Origin of the sequence: Pareuzebyella sediminis (assembly GCF_008367235.1) — a bacterium.
GTDB classification, from domain to species: Bacteria; Bacteroidota; Bacteroidia; order Flavobacteriales; family Flavobacteriaceae; genus Pareuzebyella; species Pareuzebyella sediminis.
This window is the reverse complement of record NZ_VTZS01000005.1, coordinates 38,898-59,585: the sequence shown is the minus strand read 5'-3', so window position 1 is coordinate 59,585 and position 20,688 is coordinate 38,898. Positions and strand designations below refer to the sequence as shown.

12 protein-coding genes and 2 tRNA genes are annotated in these 20,688 nt (G+C 42.0%); 4 read left to right on the top strand and 10 right to left on the bottom strand.

Annotated features, from left to right (window positions below; all coding sequences use genetic code 11):
- Positions 1-256 precede the first annotated feature (256 nt).
- Positions 257-1,921 (top strand): gliding motility lipoprotein GldJ, encoded by a 1,665-nt coding sequence (gene gldJ, locus F2B13_RS16390; protein WP_149277202.1) that lies wholly within the window; start codon positions 257-259, stop codon positions 1,919-1,921.
- Between the two features lie 67 nt (positions 1,922-1,988).
- Complete coding sequence (locus F2B13_RS16385) at positions 1,989-3,266, top strand: UDP-N-acetylmuramoyl-tripeptide--D-alanyl-D-alanine ligase (RefSeq protein ID WP_149304678.1); 1,278 nt, start codon at positions 1,989-1,991, stop codon at positions 3,264-3,266.
- A gap of 19 nt (positions 3,267-3,285) precedes the next feature.
- Here the strand turns inward: F2B13_RS16385 and F2B13_RS16380 are convergent, their stop codons facing one another.
- The 3 genes from F2B13_RS16380 to F2B13_RS16370 all read right to left on the bottom strand — a co-directional run bounded on the left by F2B13_RS16380 (position 3,286) and on the right by F2B13_RS16370 (position 9,447).
- Positions 3,286-4,998: an efflux RND transporter periplasmic adaptor subunit gene (locus F2B13_RS16380; RefSeq protein ID WP_149277200.1), complete on the bottom strand. Its 1,713-nt coding sequence runs from the start codon at positions 4,996-4,998 to the stop codon at positions 3,286-3,288.
- A gap of 12 nt (positions 4,999-5,010) precedes the next feature.
- The gene (locus F2B13_RS16375) at positions 5,011-8,697 is read right to left on the bottom strand and encodes an efflux RND transporter permease subunit (protein WP_149304677.1); all 3,687 of its coding nucleotides are present in this window, start codon (positions 8,695-8,697) and stop codon (positions 5,011-5,013) included.
- 675 nt (positions 8,698-9,372) lie between these two features.
- Positions 9,373-9,447 (bottom strand) — tRNA-Val (locus F2B13_RS16370).
- A gap of 125 nt (positions 9,448-9,572) precedes the next feature.
- Here F2B13_RS16370 and F2B13_RS16365 point away from each other — a divergent pair.
- Both F2B13_RS16365 and F2B13_RS16360 read left to right on the top strand, forming a co-directional pair.
- A complete protein-coding gene (locus tag F2B13_RS16365; RefSeq protein WP_232623066.1) occupies positions 9,573-12,788 on the top strand; it encodes a DUF1553 domain-containing protein in 3,216 nt (1,071 codons plus the stop codon).
- 49 nt (positions 12,789-12,837) lie between these two features.
- Positions 12,838-14,298, top strand: coding sequence for a DUF1501 domain-containing protein (locus F2B13_RS16360; protein WP_232623065.1), 1,461 nt, complete (start codon positions 12,838-12,840; stop codon positions 14,296-14,298).
- A 124-nt stretch (positions 14,299-14,422) separates the two neighbouring features.
- On the opposite strand, the gene F2B13_RS16355 is transcribed toward F2B13_RS16360, so the two are convergent.
- The 7 genes from F2B13_RS16355 to F2B13_RS16325 form a co-directional block, all read right to left on the bottom strand.
- A tRNA-Val gene (locus F2B13_RS16355) sits at positions 14,423-14,497 on the bottom strand.
- A gap of 136 nt (positions 14,498-14,633) precedes the next feature.
- Positions 14,634-15,845: a bifunctional folylpolyglutamate synthase/dihydrofolate synthase gene (locus F2B13_RS16350; protein WP_149277197.1), complete on the bottom strand. Its 1,212-nt coding sequence runs from the start codon at positions 15,843-15,845 to the stop codon at positions 14,634-14,636.
- A complete protein-coding gene (locus F2B13_RS16345) occupies positions 15,842-16,789 on the bottom strand; it encodes an energy transducer TonB (protein ID WP_149277196.1) in 948 nt (315 codons plus the stop codon). The genes F2B13_RS16350 and F2B13_RS16345 overlap by 4 nt, the downstream gene beginning before the upstream one ends.
- Positions 16,789-17,175: an ExbD/TolR family protein gene (locus F2B13_RS16340; RefSeq protein ID WP_013992279.1), complete on the bottom strand. Its 387-nt coding sequence runs from the start codon at positions 17,173-17,175 to the stop codon at positions 16,789-16,791. The genes F2B13_RS16345 and F2B13_RS16340 overlap by 1 nt, the downstream gene beginning before the upstream one ends.
- 9 nt (positions 17,176-17,184) lie before the next feature.
- Positions 17,185-17,877, bottom strand: coding sequence for a MotA/TolQ/ExbB proton channel family protein (locus F2B13_RS16335; protein ID WP_149277195.1), 693 nt, complete (start codon positions 17,875-17,877; stop codon positions 17,185-17,187).
- A 51-nt stretch (positions 17,878-17,928) separates the two neighbouring features.
- Complete coding sequence (gene nhaD / locus F2B13_RS16330; RefSeq protein WP_149277194.1) at positions 17,929-19,296, bottom strand: sodium:proton antiporter NhaD; 1,368 nt, start codon at positions 19,294-19,296, stop codon at positions 17,929-17,931.
- Between the two features lie 13 nt (positions 19,297-19,309).
- Complete coding sequence (locus F2B13_RS16325; protein WP_149304676.1) at positions 19,310-20,542, bottom strand: Glu/Leu/Phe/Val dehydrogenase dimerization domain-containing protein; 1,233 nt, start codon at positions 20,540-20,542, stop codon at positions 19,310-19,312.
- Between the last annotated feature and the right edge of the window lie 146 nt (positions 20,543-20,688).

The following is a 20,688-nucleotide window of genomic DNA, read 5'->3' as shown; positions in this document are numbered from 1 at the left end:
TTTCTCATGTTAAACGCAAAAGAAACCTTAGAAATCATACTAGATTTATAAATATGCCGTTATGACCTTTAGAAAGCCATGCGTTTTATCGAACCACGGCCTATTCTTTTGGTCAAACATTTTTTTTGGCATACAAAATATTATGTGCAAAACATCGTTTAATATGCCGAAAGCGACACTAAAAATTTAATCAAAATACAAATTTTTCGACTGGCTTTTCTAGGGTAGTCGGCCGATTTGAACTCAAGTCCTAATTATGAAGAAACAGTTTATCAAAGTTGTACTTTCTTGTGCAGTCATTGCCGGAGGCCTCACCGCGACCAGCTGTAAAAAATCCTCTGGATCTAAAAACGTATCGAGGGCCACAGGTTGGAAAATCAATTCCAAAGATGGTGGTTTTCAATACAATACTGACTTCAAAGAGCAAGAAACCGCTCCCGGTCTTGTGTTTATTGAGGGCGGCACTTTCACTAAAGGTAAAGTACAGGATGATGTGATGCATGACTGGAATAACACTCCCACCTCTCAGCACGTACAGTCTTTCTATATGGACGAAACCGAAGTCACCAATGTCATGTATCTTGAGTATTTAGACTATTTAAAAAGTGTATATCCTCCCGAAAACCCAAAATACGCCAACATTTATACCGGAGCCTTACCCGACACCTTGGTATGGAGAAACCGACTAGGATTTAATGAAACAATGACGAACAACTACTTGCGTCATCCTGCCTATGCAGAATATCCAGTTGTCGGAGTAAACTGGGTTCAAGCAACACAATTTGCAGAATGGCGTACTGACCGGGTCAACGAAATCATGTTGGAAAGGGAAGGCTATTTGGCAGAGGATGCCAAATATCGTGCCGCTACAGGTGAAATAGCGGGGACATTCAGCACCGAAGCCTATTTGAACAGACCAGAGTCTGTTTACAACGGGCAAATCGACTCTCTTCAAGGGGATAAGAAAAAAGATAGCATCAGTACATTTGCCAAGCGTAGTAGTGGTGTAATCATGCCAGAATATAGGCTTCCCACCGAGACCGAATGGGAATATGCGGCTCAAGCGAATCAAGGTACCAGAGAGTATAATAATTACAGGGGACGAAAAAAATATCCTTGGGATGGCGATTATACCCGTAACGGCCAACGCGTCGGAAGAGGAGATCAATTAGCCAACTTCAAACAAGGAAAAGGAGATTACGGTGGAATTGCCGGATGGTCGGATGACGGGGCTGATATTACAGCGGAAGTGATGTCTTACAAACCGAATGACCTAGGACTCTATGACATGGCGGGCAATGTTGCCGAATGGGTCGCTGACGTCTACAGGCCTATTGTCGATGACGAGGTAAGTGATTTTAACTATTACCGTGGTAACATTTACATGAAATCAGCCATCGGAGAAGATGGAAAGGTAAATGTACTAAGGGATTCTATTGTCTACGATACCCTTCCGAATGGAAAAGTCGTAGCAGTTAATCTGCCCGGTGAAATCGCTATGGTGCCTATTGGTGAGGAAGAAACCTACTTGAGAACGAATTTTTCTAGCAGTGACAATAGAGGGTACCGCGATGGAGATCCGGGTTCCTCAAGGTTCTTTGACCAGTTCAGTGATGAAGACGATAAAGAAGCCCGTAAAATGTACAATTCTCCAAAACATAATGTAGAACGTGATTCCACTGGGAAACTGATTCGTCAATATGATACATCCAATAACAGGACAACTTTGATTAATGATGAAGTTCGAGTATACAAGGGTGGTTCATGGAGAGACAGGGCGTATTGGTTAGACCCGGCCCAAAGAAGATATTTGCCACAGTATATGGCTACCGACTATATCGGTTTTCGATGTGCCATGTCTAGGGTAGGTTCAAAATCGAAAACGAAAAATAAAACACCACGGGGCAAAAAAGCGAGATAAGCTTTTTTACCTTAAAATAACGAAAAGTCCAGGTACAACAACCTGGACTTTTTTATATTTTTAGCCCATGACAGTAGACCAGTTATACCCCTATTTTTTGGCCCATCCCCAAATCTGTACCGACACGAGAAAAATCACTGAAGACTGTATCTTTTTTGCGCTGAAAGGTGAAAATTTTAACGGAAACGAATATGCTTCAGAAGCATTGGAAAAAGGGGCCGCCTACGCAATTGTGGACGAGCAGGAGTATGCCTCCTCAAATCGGCACTTTCTGGTCAAAAACGTATTGAAATGTCTTCAAGATCTAGCCACCTTTCATAGAAATAATTCAAAAGCTAAGGTAATTGCCCTGACAGGTAGTAATGGTAAAACCACCACCAAAGAGTTGATATATGCCGTACTTTCCAAAAAATACAATACCACTGCGACCGCAGGAAACCTCAATAACCATATCGGGGTTCCGCTGACCTTACTTTCAATCAAGGAAAATGACGAAATGGCCATCATCGAAATGGGGGCCAATCACAAAAAGGAAATCGAGTTTTTAAGCGCACTGGCCAGACCTGATTTTGGTTATATAACAAATTTTGGAAAGGCCCATCTCGAAGGTTTTGGAGGAGTGCAGGGGGTTATTAAGGGTAAAAGCGAACTCTACGATTACCTAATGGCCAATGACAAGGTTATCTTTATGAATGCCGATGATGAAATACAACAAATGAAGCTAGGCCTTTATGTCAAGAAATTTGGGTTCAGTGTAAAGAAAGATCAATATTATAAAATCAACCTTTTGGACGCCGACCCTTTTGTGAAAATTGAAGTTGAAAACCAAACCATACAGACCAAGTTGATAGGACGCTATAACTTTACCAATTGTGCGGCTGCCATACTTATTGGAAAGTATTTCAACGTCTCAGCGGATGCAATAAAAGATGCTATAGAGGCGTATACCCCTGCAAACAATCGTTCTCAAATTTTATCCAAAAACGGTCATCATATTATTCTGGACGCCTATAACGCCAATCCCACCAGTATGAAAGCGGCTCTTGAAAACTTTCAACAGCTAAAAGCTCATCAAAAAATTGTCTTTTTAGGAGATATGTTCGAGTTAGGGGAAACTGCCGCCGAGGAGCATCAGCAAATAGCCGATATGGTAACTAAAATGGAGTTGGACAAGGCTTTTTTGATCGGTAACAACTTTAATAGAACCTCAACTAAAACAGCCTCCTTTGATTCATTCGAACGGATGAAGGATTATCTATCGCAAAATCCTATAGCGAAAAAAGCGACTATTCTTATCAAGGGTTCCAGAGGTATGGCCATGGAAAGACTTATCGATTTGCTTTGAAAGAGAATTCAGAGAAAGGTCATGGAAGTGTTTTAACCGTACTTCCACAATTTAACATTTTAGTTCCAAAATAAGGGTTTAATATTTCAGAATCATAACTAAGCCAATGGGCACCTTTGTTCTCATCGGCCATAGGGCAGAACTGTATATAGATGGTTTGATTGATATTTTTGAAAGCAGAAACTATGTGTACCATTTTTTCAGAAAGCGATGTAAAGATTGTTCTTTGCTGTTCAATATTACGGATTTCCGATATAGTTCGGGCACCCGTCTTTATTGATTTTATAAGTTCACCAATCACATTGCCCTGTATTTCTATCTCCATGTTATTTATAGACTCCAATAACTCATTTGCTGCTTGAGAAGCGCTGGTGGCCTCAGAAGCTACCAAAGCATCTTTTAGTTCTATGTATTTTCGAATTACAGCCGCGAAGGCGAATTCGAAATCTTGATTAAAATCAATTACTTTTCGGGCACCTTCAAGCGGTTCTATGGCTACTTCCTTCGGTTTATGGGTGTTCATCATCGATTTTTTACCCTGTAATTGAGCTGCAGCATCGACAGTAAATGTACCGTTGGTAACCACCTCATCGCCCGGGTTTAGACCTTCCAACACTACATAAGACTTTCCAACGACACTACCTAATATTACCTCGACCATTTCAAAGTCAGGTCGATCATCATCAGGCTTCAGATACACCAGAGAACGCTTACCCGTCCACATCACGGCAGATTTTGGAACCGTGAGCACCCTATCGTCACCAGCAACCCCAACTGTTCCGTCAACGAACATACCCGGTTTCAATAGTCCGTTTTCGTTTATCAAGGTGGCCCTAACTGAAACCGTTCGTTTACTAAGACTCAAGATAGGTTCTATAAAAGATATTTTGGACTTATATTTCTTATTGGGCTGTGCTATGGAGGTAATTGTGATCTCTTGCCCTACTTTTAACATAGGTAGCTGGTTTTCATAAGCTTCAAAAGCCGCCCATACGGTATAAAAATTTGAAACCTTGAACAGGGGGTCGCCCTCTTTATACCACTTGCCCTCAGAGGCTAGTACTTCGGTCACCGTTCCTGAAACATCTGCCACTATAGGAAATATTTTAATTGGTTTTTGTGTTTTGATAAGTTCTTCGATTTGGTCATCGCTCATTTTCCATAAACCATAGGTGTTTCTTGCTGCATCATATAGTTTCTGATGGGTATTCTTATAGGTAGCTGAAGTCAATAGCTTATCTTGAGCAGCATACATTTCAGGTGAATATATCTGCCCTACCTGCGTACCCTTCTTTATATAATCCCCTACCGAATGAATGTTTAAGTTTTCGATACGCCCCTCAAAAGTTGTGGTTTGAACAGCGTTTGTTTTTTCATTGGCCATAATTATACCCGAAAGTTTCAAGGTACTTCCTCCTAAGTCTTGTAAACCGATCTTTGAGGTTTCAACATTCGCCAGTGCAAGCGCATTTTCCGTCATCTGAAAGGTATTCCCATCCATTTCCCTCTTCTGTGTTTCATGAGAAGTTAACTCCATGCCACATAAGGGACAATTACCCCCATTTTCACGGCGAATCTCGGGATGCATGGCACAGGAAAAATAGGAGGATGATTGATCTACAAAATTCTCCGGACTCTTCGATTGCGTTGATTCACGGCTTCCTGAAAAAAGGTATCCGATGACCAGCCCAACTACTAAAATAACTACATAAGAACTTGATTTTTTAAGCATTATCACTGACTTTTATTTGTCCGTCGCACTCCTCAGGGCAAGTTCCTTATTCCAACTGAACAATACTGGAACCACGAACAAAGATGTCAAGGCCACAAACATACCCCCAAAACAGGGGATTGCAATAGGTATCATTATATCACTACCACGGCCCTTCGACATTAAAATAGGAAGAAGTGCCAAAATTGTGGTTGCAGTTGTCATTAAACAAGGTCTTATCCTTCTTCGACCGGCTTCTAAAACTGCCGCATGGATACCTTTAATATCTTGCGGTCGATTCTGATTGAAACGTTGTTTTAAATAGGTAGCCATAATAACGCCATCATCGGTTGCAATTCCAAAAAGTGCGATGAAGCCTACCCAAACCGCAACACTTAAATTCACGGTCTCTATGTTGAAAAGCTCCCTTAAATTTATGTCGCCCAAGTTAAAATCCAAAAACCAAGACTGGCCATAAAGCCAAAGCAAAATAAATCCACCTGCAAAGGCAACGGCAACGGCACTGAAAATCATCAACGAAACAATCACCGATCGAAATTGAAAAAATAAAATCAACACTATGATCAATAGCACTAAAGGTACTACAAATGACAAGGTTTTTTTGGCATGCTGATGATTTTCAAAAGTGCCGGTAAAAGAATACGAAACGCCCTGGGGTATTGCAAGCTCTCCACTATCCATATGGTGTTGAAGCATTTTTTCAGCATTTTCGACAACATCTACTTCCGCAAAACCATGTTCTTTATCGAATAACACATAACCCACCAAAAAACCATCTTCGCTTTTTATTACTTGGGCGCCCGGCTCATATTTAATTGATATAAGTTCCATTAGGGGTATAGTAGCACCTTCTTTTGACCGAATAAATATTTTTTCAAAATCTTCTGGGGCTTCGCGTAGCTCCCTAGGATACTGAACCTTAATACCGTACCTTTCTCGTCCTTCAACCGTCTCTGAAAGGATTTTACCTCCTGTAGCAACTTCAAGGGTCTCTAGCAATTCGGCAACGGAAATGCCATAGCGTGAAATTCGGTCACGCCGAATATCGATGAGCAAATATGGTTTTGCAATAATCCGTTCCGCAAAAACAGTTTCCGCGCTAATTCCCTCAAGTTTTTTCAAAACTGACTCAAGTTTAACTCCGAAAGCCTCAATTGATTTTAAATCGATCCCCTTAATCTTGATACCCATAGGCGATCGCATGCCTGTTTGGAGCATTATAAGACGTGTCTCGATAGGTTGTAACTTTGGAGCCCCGGTTACTCCTGGAAATTGAGTCGCCCGGGAAATGGCCTCCCAAATATCATTTTCGTTCTTAATTTCCGACCGCCAATTTCTATAGAAAGATCCATCTTCATCTTTTACAAGATCTTCCCTATTATACCCACTCCCTGAAGTCACAAAAGTTCCCTCTTTAGTTTCGAAAAGTCCGTCCCTATTTGTTTTAAATTCCACGGGTTTTCCATTCCCGTCTAGAATATACTCGGGTTTATAACGAATATGACTCTCAAACATGGATAGTGGAGCGGGATCCAATGCAGAATTTACCCTGCCCGCTTTACCGACTACGGTTTCAACTTCCGGAAGCTGTGCCACGGCCATATCAATTTGAGTCAGCACCCGTTTATTTTCACTTATCCCTGAATGAGGCATTGAGGTAGGCATCAACAAGAAAGAACCTTCATTTAAAGATGGCATAAATTCCCTGCCTGAACCGGCCATAATCAAAATACCGATTATTATCAAAATCAAAGGGATGCTCAAAAAAACTAATTTGTTCTTTAGGGCCCAGTATAAAATGTTTTCATACGACCTTTTAAAAAATAAAATAGCTCCCAAAACAAGCGTACATAATACCCCTACCAATACCAGACTATAAAAAATGGGAACACCATATCCTAGAGGTCTCCAGTAATAACCCAATAGTACAACTATAGATAATGCGATCCAACCCAAACGAAACTGCCTTTGTCGTTCTTTTGACATCTTTTTTCCGCTTCGAAAAGCACCGATACTGCCGTAGCATACTAAAAGAAGACCCAACCATTGCCCTAAAATCACAAAGACCAAACCTAGAATTCCAACAATTAAATCAACAAAGCCCCTAATTTTCAACTTTGACCAAAATGGCCTGAAAATTAATGCGGCAAAAGGTGGAATAATAAAAAGGGCGACTGCCATTGAGGCAAGCAGAGCAAATGTCTTTGTAAAAGCGAGCGGCGTGAAAAGTTTACCCTCCGGCCCGGAAAGGATGAAGACCGGGATAAAACTGACGATCGTTGTGAAACCCGCAGTCAAGATGGCCCCTGAGACTTCCGTTGTTGCCCTATACACGACCTCATCTATTTTTTCCGACTCCAACCGCCTATCTAAATGTGCAACTATATTCTCGGTTAAAATAATACCAATATCAACCATGGTTCCAATAGCTATAGCTATACCCGATAAGGCCACAATATTAGCATCTACATGCAACGTTTTCATCGCAATAAATACGATTAATACAGCAACTGGCATCAGACCAGATATCAAGAAGGAAGCCCTTAGGTCGAAAAGCATTATTACAATTACCAAGATGGTAATAAGCACTTCGAAACTCAAAGCACTGCTCAAAGTTTCTAGCGTTTCTTCGATTAATTGTGATCGATCATAAAAGGGAACTATAGTAAGCTGTGACCTACGGCCGTCTTTAAGCACTTTTGAAGGCAGCCCCGTACTAATTTCACGGACTCTTTCCTTTAAATTTTTAATGGTATTCATCGGGTTCGCCCCAAAACGGGAAACCACGACTCCTCCAACAACCTCAGCTCCCTCTTTATCTAAAATGCCCCTCCTCTCAGCGGGGCCTAATGAAACCTTTGCTATATCCTTAATTTTTATTGGAGTATAATCTGCAACCTTAACCGACGTATTTTCTATGTCTTCGATGTGTTCAATATATCCTAAACCGCGAACAAAGTACTCAGCATTATTAATTTCCAGCGTTTTGGCTCCTACGCTCTGATTACTTTCACGAACTGCTCTTACAACTTCGGAAAGTGATACATCGTATCGGCGCATTATTTCAGGATTCACATCTATCTGGTATTCCTTCACATATCCACCGATGGAGGAAACCTCAGAGACTCCACTAACAGATGAAAGAGAATTTTTGACATAGAAATCCTGGATGGCTCGAATCTCATGTAGGTCCCATCCCCCCGTAACTTTCCCTTCCTCATCCCTTCCCTCGATAGTATACCAAAAAATTTGACCTAACGCAGTAGCATCAGGACCTAATTTGGTTGTGGCTCCTATGGGCAAGAAGTTCTTCGGAAGTGTATTGAGCTTTTCCATTAATCTGCTTCTTGCCCAATAGAATTCTATATCATCCTCAAAAATCACATAAATGTTGGAAAGGCCGAACATCGAAGAGCTTCTGATACTCTTTACCCCTGGAACTCCTAAAAGATTAGAAGTTAATGGATATGTAATTTGATCTTCAACATCTTGAGGAGATTGTCCAGGCCATTCTACAAAGACGATTTGCTGGTTTTCCCCTAAGTCAGGTATGGCGTCTACCGTCACTGGATTATTGGGCAAATAATTGAGATTCAAGTCAAAAGGAACAAGAATAATTCCCCAAGCAAAAAAGAACACCAGAACTACCAGCGCAATTAGCTTGTTCTCAATTAAATATTTAATGCTCCTATTAAGCATTTGGCTGTTGTAAAAATTTTACCGTTGGTCGAGAAACTCCCGTATCACCTAACGCTCAAAAGTAACAAATGATTGTAGACAAAGTAAGAATGTTTGAAACCCTGAACAAAATAAATTTAAAATAGTACATCAAAGAACAAAATCGAAGAGGCGAAAAAAGAAATTCAAAATTATAGTAAAAGGCTGGTCATAAATTGACGTAAAAACCTTGCCTAATGCTCTATCCACTTTGTAGTCAAGTAACATCTGGTTTATTTAGAAGTACTTAATGGTCTAACTCTCGCCATTTTCTATACTTCTTATTACGAAAAGTATTCCCATAAAAAGTCACCAACAAAATAAAGGCCACTGCAATGAAAGAAAATACAATACTCAATACGGAAAAAATGTGCACATAATCGTTCATAAATCTGTACTTTAAAAAAGACTGTACTATAAGTTTAGACCCATATTTACAGTAAAAGTCACATATTATTTTAACGGAACTTGTATGGCTAAGGCTGAATAAAAACCTATTTTGTTGACAAGGGAAAAAATTGTAGTGGAGGGCGAACCTGAAAAATACGGGCAGTAATAAAAGCCCGCTCTATTTTTACAATTCACCGTTTTAATTCGGCTAAAATATCACGTTCTACTTTTAAAAAGCCTCGGATGGAATACCAATAAATTGAAGTGTGGGTTATACTGGATTCGAACCAGTGACCTCTGCCCTGTCAAGGCAGCGCTCTAAACCAACTGAGCTAATAACCCATAAAGTTGGGCAAAGGTAAAACTTATTTTGAATTCATAAAACATAATTGTATTGGATTGAAAAACCTTTTGCACTAGTAAATTATTTAAAAAAACGTATTTTTAGAAAAGGCTAGAGACCAAAAATGCAATTGACGAAAATTTTCTTTTTTTTTACAGCACTATTGATGCTATCATGCGCTTTAGAGGTGCCTGCAGACATCGAAGCCGCTTATCAGGAACTTCCCGAGAACATTGATTTCAACTTTCATGTAAAACCGATTCTATCGGACCGTTGCTTTTCCTGTCACGGACCCGATGCCAATACTCGAAAAGCAAATTTGCGATTGGATAGAGAAGAGGAAGCTTTCGCCAAGTTAAGCAATGGAAAACATGCGTTTGTATCCGGAAATCCAAAGGAAAGTGAAGGGGTATTACGTATTCTAAGCGATGATCCGGAAATCATGATGCCACCTTTAGAAAGCAACCTTAAGCTGACCGCCATTGAAAAAGCAACAGTACTCAAGTGGATCGAACAGGGTGCCCCGTGGAAAAAACACTGGGCTTTTGCTAGTCCAGAAAAAACAAAAGTACCTGACCCATCGGATACAAATTGGGTTTCAAATAACGAAATTGACCATTTTATTCAATACGCGCTTAAACGCAAAGATCTCTCACCCTCTCCCTTGACAAATAAGGCACTGCTATTGCGCCGTGTAACTATGGATTTGACAGGCCTTCCCCCTACTATAGATGAATTAAATTCATTTTTAAAAGATGATAGTCCGAATGCTTATGAAAAAGTGGTCGACAGACTTTTGGCGACGGACGCTAACGCGGAACGCTTGGCACTCGATTGGATGGACTTATCGCGATATGCCGATTCACATGGCCTTCATGCAGATGGCTGGCGATCGATGTGGCCATGGCGAGATTGGGTCATTGAGTCCTTTAAAGAAAATATGCCCTACGACCAGTTCGTCAAATGGCAATTGGCCGGTGATCTTATGCCCGATGCGACTAAAGAGCAAAAACTAGCCACTGCATTTAATCGAAATCACCCCATGACGGCTGAGGGAGGGGCCATAGAAGAAGAATTTCGTTTGAACTATGTATGGGACCGGGCCGAAACGGTCGGCACTGCCTTTATGGGCCTGACCGTCGCCTGTGCGCGATGCCATGATCATAAATTTGACCCCATTTCGCAAAAAGACTATTTTCAGCTCACCGCATTTTTCAATAATGTAAAAGAGCTTGGCATGACCGGAGACGATGGAAATTATGGTCCGATGCTTGCCTTGCCCGATGCCCTAACAGAATCAAAACTAAAAACTGTCAAAGCAAATATTGAGCGAAAGGAAAAAGAGTTGCAGCTGACCATAAAAGAACTTGAAGACCTGAATACTTATATTGACCGACTGCCATCAGGTTTCGCCAAGAAAGGATTGTTGGGCCACTATGCCTTGGACCATATCAGCAAAAAAGGGGATGTATACATAGCCGACCAAGTAGAGAATGCTACTGCCTCAAGGGCTCCAAAAATCGTGAAAGGCAAAATAGGAAATGCTTTCGAATTCACGGGTGAATATGATGACCTCAACTTGAAAGGCATTCCTAATTTCGAACTGACCGATGAGTTTTCCGCTGCGCTTTGGATAAATACTTCAAAACGCGAAAAAGATAAAACCCAACAACTCTTGGGCACTTCAGGACTAAAAAACAATTTTTGGAGCGGGTGGGATTTTTATCTGGATAGCCAGAACCACCTTAATGCGCGTTTAATACATTCCCTTCCCCACAATTATATCCATGTGCGTACACAAGATTCCCTAAAAACCAATATTTGGAAACATGTCGCTTTTACCTATGATGGTTCAGGAAAGGCAGAGGGGCTGCAACTGTTCATAGATGGGAGAAAAGAAAAGATAGAAATACCCTACGACCGACTCTATAAATCAATCAAAACGGTACGTTCTTCTGTACACACAGTACAGGATAGACCTGTAAAAGTTGCTAAAAGCTATAGGGCTTTCACGGGGGAAGATGGTATTTTCAAGGGCTATATCGATGATATTTACCTGTATTCAAAACAATTGACCCCTTTGGAAATACTCGGAATTTACGGGCAGGAAGATGAAGATAGTCAGTTAACCTCGAGCGATACCTCCCAGATAAAAGAACATTGGATCAATCAATCACCAGAAGTTAGTTCCTTGAAGAAAGAACTTAAGATATTGAGAAATAAGTGGTTAGAACTGATGATGCCGGTCATGGAAATAATGGTCATGGAAGAGATGCCGGAAAAAAGGACCGCTTACGCCTATAATCGGGGGAATTACGAAGAACCTATCTACCCCGTAGAGGCAAAAACACCGGAAGTACTTCCTAAATTTCCGGAAACATACCCAAAAAACAGATTGGGGCTTGCCCAGTGGCTTTTCTCCAAAGAAAATCCCTTAACCGCAAGGGTCACGGTCAATAGGTACTGGCAAATGCTTTTTGGAAAAGGATTGGTCTCGACCCCACAAGATTTTGGGGTACAGGGTGCTCTTCCTTCACACCCCGAGCTTTTAGACTGGTTAGCCGTTGATTTTATGGAAAGCGGATGGGATGTAAAAGCATTACTCAAGACCATGGTTTTGTCGCACACCTACAAGCAATCGTCCCGTACAAGTGAGGAAATGCGGCAAACTGACCCTACCAATGTTTATTTGTCAAGAAGCAACAGTTATCGGCTCCCGGCCGAACTTATTCGCGACAATGCACTCGCTGCCAGTGGGCTTTTGGTACACCATGTTGGTGGAAAAAGTGTCAAGCCCTATCAACCCGAAGGCTTGTGGATTGAAAAAAACAGTTTTTCACATATTCTATTGAACTATAAGGCATCGGAGGGTGACAGCTTGTACCGGAGGGGATTGTATACATTTATTCGACGTACATCGCCGCATCCTGCCATGACCGCTTTCGATGCTCCGTCCCGTGAGGTATGTACGGTCAAACGGGAAAACACGAATACGCCCTTGCAGGCCCTAGTGCTTATGAACGATCCCGAATTCGTAGAAGCTTCAAAAGTACTGGCACAGCGTATGCAAAAAGAAGGCGGCAACGCACTAGACGAGCAAATTGCTTTCGGCTTTAGGCTAGCCGTGAGCAGATTCCCTAAAGAAGAGGAAATCAAGATATTCAAAGATTTTTTCAACGCACAATCGGAAAGATTTGCGAAAAATCCAGAGGAAGCGGCAAAACTTTTGTCGGTAGGCAAAAAAGAGCTCGACCAATCGTTGGATAAAAATAAGACCGCTGCCTTGACTATGGTAGCGAATACCATCCTGAACCACGATGAAACCTATATGAAGCGCTAATGTAATCATGAATGTCGACCGTAATAATATCATTAATATAACCTAAGGTATGTGTACGCACCACGAAAACAAAAACTACAGCCGTCGTGATTTTTTAACTAAAACTTCGCTGGGCATGGGTGCACTCTCCATGGCTACAATTTTAGGCCCCAATAGTCTTTTGGGCAAGGAAAGTTCCTCGGCAAGCGGCCTCGGAAATGGGGGTAGCTTGGGCAGTTCGCATTTTCCTCCAAAGGTCAAAAGGGTCATCTATCTTTTTCAAAGCGGTGCCCCCTCTCAATTAGACCTTTTCGATTACAAGCCTTTGCTAAAAAAAATGCAGGGTCAAAATCTCCCAGAAAGTATTAGGGGCGAACAGCGGCTTACCGGAATGTCTTCTGGCCAAGCCAGTTTGCCAATTGCCGGCACCATATTTGATTTTAAACAACATGGGGACAGTGGTGCCTGGATGAGCGACCTCATGCCGCATACTTCTAAAATCGTTGATGAACTTTGCTTCATCAAATCAATGTACACAGAGGCCATCAACCATGATCCGGCAATCACCTTCATTCAGACCGGATCTCAATTACCCGGTAGACCGTCCATAGGATCTTGGGTGAGCTACGGGCTGGGCTCGGACAACAAAAATCTCCCTGAATTCGTAGTCTTGGTAACCAAAGACAAATATGGGCAACCGCTGTATTCTCGTCTTTGGGGCAATGGTTTTCTTCCTTCCCAACACCAAGGCGTTCAATTCAGGGCGGGAAAAGATCCCGTACTGTACTTGAACAATCCCCCCGGCATTTCGGAAAAAAGTCGTCGAGAACAACTTGACCAATTACAAAAGCTCGAAAAGTTGAACCATGACGATATCGGCGATCCCGAGATTCTGGCACGAATGGCCCAATACGAAATGGCATTTAGAATGCAGACCTCAGTTCCAGAAATCATGGACACAAAAGACGAGCCCGACTATATCTACGATATGTATGGTGAAGATAGTCGAAAGCCCGGTACCTTTGCGGCCAATTGTATTTTGGCCCGTAGGTTGGCAGAACGTGATGTGAAATTCATTCAACTTTACCATCAGGGTTGGGATCAACATGGCAATCTTCCGAATGCCATAAAAGTGCAGTGCAAAGATACCGATCAAGCCACAGCGGCTTTGATTACAGATCTTAAGCAGCGTGGAATGTTGGAGGACACCCTGGTTATTTGGGGCGGTGAATTCGGCCGTACCAATTACTCACAAGGGAAATTAACGGCCGACAACTTCGGCCGTGACCACCATCCTAAATGCTTCACTATTTTTATGGCCGGGGCGGGTATTAAAAAAGGGATTACGCTAGGGGCAACGGATGAATTTGGGTACAATGTGGTTCAGCGACCGGTACATGTGCACGATTTTCAAGCTACCTTGATGCACTTGTTAGGGGTTGACCACGAGCGCCTTACTTTTAAATTTCAGGGAAGAAGATACAGACTGACCGACGTACACGGAAGCTTGGTAAAAGAAATTCTAGCTTAGTATACAAGCTACACCTTAGAACGGCATAAAGAAGTTATTGGCTTCTTCTCTGCAGGACAGATATCTACGATACTAAAGGACAAAATAAAAAATCCTCGAACATATCTGCTCAAGGATTTTTAGGTGGGCGCGAAGGGATTCGAACCCCTGACCCCTTGGGTGTAAACCAAGTGCTCTGAACCAACTGAGCTACGCGCCCTTTATAGTTAAATCATTATTAATGATTACTTGAAGCTTCCTCAAATAAATCGATATTACTTTAAAAAGGATTCATCCAAGCGGGTGCAAATATAGAACTCTTTTACATACTCCAAAAGAAAAATTTGCAAAAAAAATCATACGACCTCGGCGACCACAAATGTGCTACCTCCTATAAAGACGAAATCGTCTATACTCGCTCTATTTAAAGCAGCGTCGTACGCTTCCGCTACCGAATCATAGACGTTTCCCGAAAGTCCAAAAGATGCAGCCTTCTTTTGAAGCATCAATACATCCAAACCCCGTTCAATATGAGGCCGGCAAAAATAATAAATGGCGTGTGCAGGAAATAAGGGAAGAATACGGTCGATATCCTTTTCCCGTACAAACCCTAAAACTATATGTAATCTTTCAAATTTTTGCTGTGCTATTTGTTGCAGTACCATTTCTAGCCCTTCACGATTATGGGCCGTATCGCAGATTACGGTCGGCTTTTCTCCTAGAAGTTGCCACCTACCCATTAATCCGGTATTGGAAGCAACGTTTTGAAGTCCTTTCTCGATATGCTCCCTCGTGATTTCAAAACCTTTCAACTCTTTAACAACGGCCAAGACTCCTCGTAAATTTTTTCTTTGGTATGTCCCGAGCAACGCCGTTTTGATATTTTCGTCATCGTGTTGGTCCGCAAAAACAATCTTTGAATTTTTATTTTTTGCCTCAGCCCTAAAGACCTGTTCGATTTCTTCTTGCAATTCACTGATGACTACAGGAATATTTTCTTTGATTATGCCCGCCTTTTCCTTCGCAATCTTTTGCAAAGTGTCTCCCAACATATCGGTATGGTCCATACCAATATTCGTGATTAGGGCTACTTCGGGCACTACAATATTCGTGGAATCCAATCTGCCTCCTAACCCCACCTCAACAATCGCGATATCGACTTTGCTTTTGGCGAAATAGTCGAACGCCATACCTACCGACATTTCAAAAAAAGATAAGTTATGCGTGCTAAAAAAGGTTTTATTGTCCTGAATAAAGTCTACGACAAATGCTTTATCAACCAGCGATCCATTGATACGGATACGTTCTCGGAAGTCTTTCAGATGCGGGGAAGTATAGAGTCCGGTTGTATAACCCGCCTCCTGTAATATGGAGGCCAACATATGACTACTTGACCCTTTACCATTGGTACCGGCCACGTGTATGACCTTAAACTCTCTCTCTGGGTGATGCAGATAGGCGGCAAAACTTTGAATACCCTCAAGTTTTGCATTATAGGCAGTTTTTCCTTTTTGTTGGTACATTGGAAGTTGGGCGAACATCCAATTCAGGGTTTGTTCGTAGGTCACTCTCCTAACTTAAAATTGACCACCACAAACCCTACTTGTTGGCTAGGTGCATTGGCATCTAAGTTCCATTTATGCTTGAATGCGGTTTTTTTCGCCGGATCTAACAAACAAGGGCTGTTGTTCGTTGTACCTTTAACTCCAGGGGTCGCACTTATCACATTGCCGTTTCGATCTACTACGATTCTCACGACCACCCGGCCTTCTTCGTTACATTCTTGCTTGACCTTCCCCTTACTGACCAATGAGCGTCCATTGAGACCATATCCCCCGGTACCACTTCCGGAACCAGGACTACCATAGTAACTGGTAGCGTATGGGTCACCATCCGGACTCCCCTTATCACCTGCCCTGTCATCGTCACCTTCCGAACCTGATGCGGTTCCATCCGATTTGTTGAGCCCTCCCATGAGCTCGTCTAGCTTTTTCTTTTTGGCTTCTTGTTCCCTACGCGCTTGTTCTTCGGCAGCCTTTTTCTGCTGTGCTATGCGTGCTGCCTCTGCCTTAGCTTTTCGTTCAGCCTCTTCGGCTTTACGCTGGGCTTCCCGCTCAATTTCTTCGGCCTTTCGCTTGGCCTCTTCTGCTTTCTTTATTTTTACGGATTCTTCGTCTTCTCGAGTGAGTACCTTTTCGGCAGCAGTAGTTTCAGGAACTATCTCTTCCGGTTGTTCTTCAACAACCTCCTCTTCCACTTGCTCCTCTACTACTTCCTCTTGCTTTACCGGTTCAACCGGGGGTGTATCCATGGGTTCGGACCTGATCTTTTCTTTAGGTTGTACGTTGCCACTACCAAAATCCATAGTACCGAAGTTTACGGAAATCCCATTTTCTATTGGGGGATCCATATAGGTCAGTCCAATATAAAATAGTACAAGTAGGAGCGCACTTAACAGAAAAGTGGTAAGTGTGAAAGATTTTTTCTTGTGTCTCGTGTCTAAAAATGACATTAGTTGGGTCGCACGGCCAAGATAACCTTATAATTATTTCTATTGGCTATATCCATAACGTTTACCGCTTCCTTTATGGCAACGCTCTCTTCCGCCCTAAGAATAATTGTCGGTTTATCTTGACCTTCAAGTGCCTTTTTTAATTCAATTTCAATGTATTCTCCGTTAATCCGTTCATTGTTTACAAAGTACTGTAAATTCTTATCGATGCTTACTGAAACATTCTGTGTATTCGTAGATTTACCTTTGGCCTTTGGAAGTAATAAATCTAAGGCATTAGGCGAGTTGGCGGTCAACATGAAAAAAATCAACAGTAAAAAGACGATGTCAGTCATAGACGACATGCTAAAATCGGGACTTACTTTATTTCTCCCCTTTAATTTCATGGTTACGGATTATAAAGGTTCGTTCAAGAGGTCCAAAAATTCAACGGCGTTCGCTTCCATCTTATGTACCACTTTGTCAGTTCTGTTCACCAAATGGTTATAGCCTATATAGGCTATAATACCCACAATGAGACCTGCTACCGTTGTTGTCATCGCGGTATAGATACCCGACGCCAAAGATCCCATTTCTGCTTGCCCACCACTAGTCGCCATTTCATGGAACGCTAAGATCATACCAATAACTGTTCCCAAGAATCCGATCATGGGTGCCGCCCCTGCTACTGTGGCAAGTATACTCACGTTCTTTTCCAATTTATAGACCTCCAAGGTTCCCGCATTTTCGATGGCCGTATTGATATCGTCCAACGGTTTACCGATTCTTGAAACTCCTTTTTCGGTCAGGCGGGCTACTGGAGAATCGGTCTGGGCGCATAGTAATTTCGCCGCTTCCAATTTGCCATTAGTGATATGGTCTCGAATCTGGTTCATGAAGTTTTTATCGATTTTTGAAGCCGCCTTTATCGCAAAGAGTCGCTCAAAATAGATGTAAAGGGCTACAAAAAGCAGAATGAACAAGACCGAAATGATCAATACGCTACCGGTTCCCCCGTTAAAAATAAGATCAATAACGGAAAGCGTCTTCTCTTCTGACATAACCTCCCCCATTTCAGGGTCTTGTGCCAAAGTTAGAAATAATGCCATAAAATTCTTAGGTATTAGAGTTGCCTCTATAACGGTATTTTATCGATTAAATTATACATCTAGTATAAAATTTCTCATTACCACGAAAGCGATCGCTCCACCGATGAATCCAAGAAATGCCAACCAAGCTATTTTCTTCAAATACCAGAAGAAATCGATTTTTTCCATACCCATGGCTACCACACCGGCCGCGGAACCAATTATCAACATACTACCGCCCGTTCCGGCCGAATACGCAATAAAATGCCAGACGGGGTCATCGATCGGTACGGAAAACATACCCATGCTGGCCGCAACCAAAGGCACATTATCAATAACCGCCGAACCGACACCCAAAATCATCACCACCAAATCAGAAACCAATTCTCCTTTGGATTCGGTACCCAGCATTGGCAAATTGCTCTCTAAACTTTCTGCGAAATGAAAAAGCATCCCTAGGGATTCCAAGGCGGCGACCGCTAGTAAAATACCAAGGAAAAACAGAATACTGGGCAATTCAATTTTAGATAGCGAGGCGTGCACCGGACTATGATGACCGACCGTATCGTCTCCCTCTCCGTCAACATTGGAAATACTAAATTTTGTACTACTATAAATTTCAGCAAATGTGGCCACAACCGCCAACGATAACATCATACCCACATATGGTGGTAGATGGGTGATTGTCTTAAAGAATGGCACAAAAACTATGGCTCCTAGACCCAGGTATAACATAGTCGAACCAAATTTTGATTTAGGCTGCTCCAAAGCATCTACATCATCCTGTATTTTTCCACTAAAAGCCTTGTAACGGCTCGCAAAAAGAACGGGCACGACCATACATACGATAGATGGCAAGAGTACATGCTCAATCAAAACGGGAGCCGTAACCTTATTTCCTATCCAAAGCATCGTGGTCGTTACATCACCGATCGGAGACCAAGCCCCCCCTGCATTTGCAGCAATAATAATCAATCCTGCAAACCAGAGTCTTGTGTCCCTTTCCTTAATCACTTTTTGCAATATGGTCACCAGTACTATCGTAGCTGTCAGGTTATCGATGATAGCGGATAAAATAAACGCCAAGATGGAAAACAACCAAAGTAATTTTCTTTTGCTCTTCGTTTTTATATACCCTTTTATGGTAGCAAAACCATCGAAATAATCAATGATTTCAACGATAGTCATTGCACCTAGCAAGAAAACCAATATTTCGGCTGTTTTTCCCAGATGGTGCAACAAAATCTCATCGATATGGGTGGGCTCTAATTCCTTTAGTACCGTATTTACTTCAAAAACATCCATATGGGCCAAAGCTATTATCGCCCAGAGTAAGGCCATCATGGCCAAGGCAGGTATTAGCTTGTCGATTTTAAGGTTGTGTTCCATGGTTATCGCCAGATAACCCACAATAAATACAATGATAATAATGGTCTCCATATTAGATCGGTTTTTATATTAATTGTTTCAATGCGATTTCAAAAGCTGTTCGACTTATATTGAGTTTTGAAGTATTTTGCTTAAAGATATTCAAAATTGCTTTTCTAATGGTATCGGAAGTATCATTAAATATGAATTCGTCATCTATAGCGACACGCTTCTCCATAAAATAGGCAAATGCACGGGCCATTCCACAATTGGAAATAAAGTCCGGTATTAAGCTCACCTGTCCATCTGTATATTCCATAATCGGCCCGAAAAAAATTTCCTTATCGGCAAAAGGCACATTGGCTCCGCAAGAAATCACTTCCAGACCTGATTCCATCATCGTGCCGATTTGATTTTTGGTCACGAGCCTTGAGGCAGCACAGGGAGCAAATATTTCAGTGGGCGTAGACCAAATACGGCCATTGATTTCGTCAAATGGAATTATCTCATCGGTAGAGGCCATAAGGTTATTGCCCTGCTTATGAAGGAAAAAGGATTTTATTTCTTCGAAAGTGTACCCCTCTTCTTTTATAATTCCGCCTACACTATCAAAGATCCCCACTATTTTCACGCCCATTTGAGCCAAATAATAGGCTGCCGCGCCTCCTACGTTTCCGAAGCCTTGAATGACGGCTCTTTTTCCCATTATATGGCCCCCGTAAATATCGTAATAATGACGAATTGCCTCAGCGACCCCAAAACCCGTAATCATGTCTGCCACAGTATACTTTCTTGAGCTTTTAGGCGTGTATTTCGGGTTTTCCAAGGCCTTCATTACACCCAACCTCAATTGACCTATTCTGTTAATCTTATCGGCTTCAGTGGGTTTGAAGTGGCCGTTAAAGACACCTTCTTGCGGGTGCCAAACCCCCATATCTTCAGTTATCGGTATGACCTCATGTATTTCGTCGACATTGAGATCGCCACCCGTACCATAATAGCTTTTCAGTAGTGGTGCAATGGCGTGATACCAACGCTCCAACACTCCTTTTTTTCTAGGGTCGTTCGGATTGAAATTGATTCCCGATTTAGCGCCCCCGATAGGCGGTCCCGAAACGGTGAACTTTACTTCCATGGTTTTAGCCAAGGAAATCACTTCGTCCATATCCAACCCTTCGCGCATACGCGTTCCACCACCAGCAGCACCGCCACGCAACGAATTTATGACCGCCCACCCTTCCGCTTCTGTCTCGGGATCTTTCCAATTAAAAACAATTTCGGGTGGCCTATTCTGGTAAGTATTTAAAAGTTCTTTCATTCAAATTGATTTAAAAATTATGTGACTTGTACTGCTTTTGCCCTGTATAGAGTAGTTACTTTTTCCGCCTATGGCGGGTTAGTGTTGTCTCATAATTTTAAGCTTTAATCAATTTTAAGAATGTCATTGGACAAATATAAAAATTT

What these genes read in the sequence shown, in the direction of transcription:
- gldJ (WP_149277202.1), top strand. Translation starts at nt 257, where the DNA reads ATGAAGAAACAGTTTATCAAAGTTGTACTTTCTTGTGCAGTCATTGCC.
- F2B13_RS16385 (WP_149304678.1), top strand. Translation starts at nt 1,989, where the DNA reads ATGACAGTAGACCAGTTATACCCCTATTTTTTGGCCCATCCCCAAATC.
- F2B13_RS16380 (WP_149277200.1), bottom strand. Translation starts at nt 4,998, where the DNA reads ATGCTTAAAAAATCAAGTTCTTATGTAGTTATTTTAGTAGTTGGGCTG.
- F2B13_RS16375 (WP_149304677.1), bottom strand. Translation starts at nt 8,697, where the DNA reads ATGCTTAATAGGAGCATTAAATATTTAATTGAGAACAAGCTAATTGCG.
- F2B13_RS16365 (WP_232623066.1), top strand. Translation starts at nt 9,573, where the DNA reads ATGCAATTGACGAAAATTTTCTTTTTTTTTACAGCACTATTGATGCTA.
- F2B13_RS16360 (WP_232623065.1), top strand. Translation starts at nt 12,838, where the DNA reads ATGTGTACGCACCACGAAAACAAAAACTACAGCCGTCGTGATTTTTTA.
- F2B13_RS16345 (WP_149277196.1), bottom strand. Translation starts at nt 16,789, where the DNA reads ATGTCATTTTTAGACACGAGACACAAGAAAAAATCTTTCACACTTACC.
- F2B13_RS16340 (WP_013992279.1), bottom strand. Translation starts at nt 17,175, where the DNA reads ATGAAATTAAAGGGGAGAAATAAAGTAAGTCCCGATTTTAGCATGTCG.
- F2B13_RS16335 (WP_149277195.1), bottom strand. Translation starts at nt 17,877, where the DNA reads ATGGCATTATTTCTAACTTTGGCACAAGACCCTGAAATGGGGGAGGTT.
- nhaD (WP_149277194.1), bottom strand. Translation starts at nt 19,296, where the DNA reads ATGGAGACCATTATTATCATTGTATTTATTGTGGGTTATCTGGCGATA.
- F2B13_RS16325 (WP_149304676.1), bottom strand. Translation starts at nt 20,542, where the DNA reads ATGAAAGAACTTTTAAATACTTACCAGAATAGGCCACCCGAAATTGTT.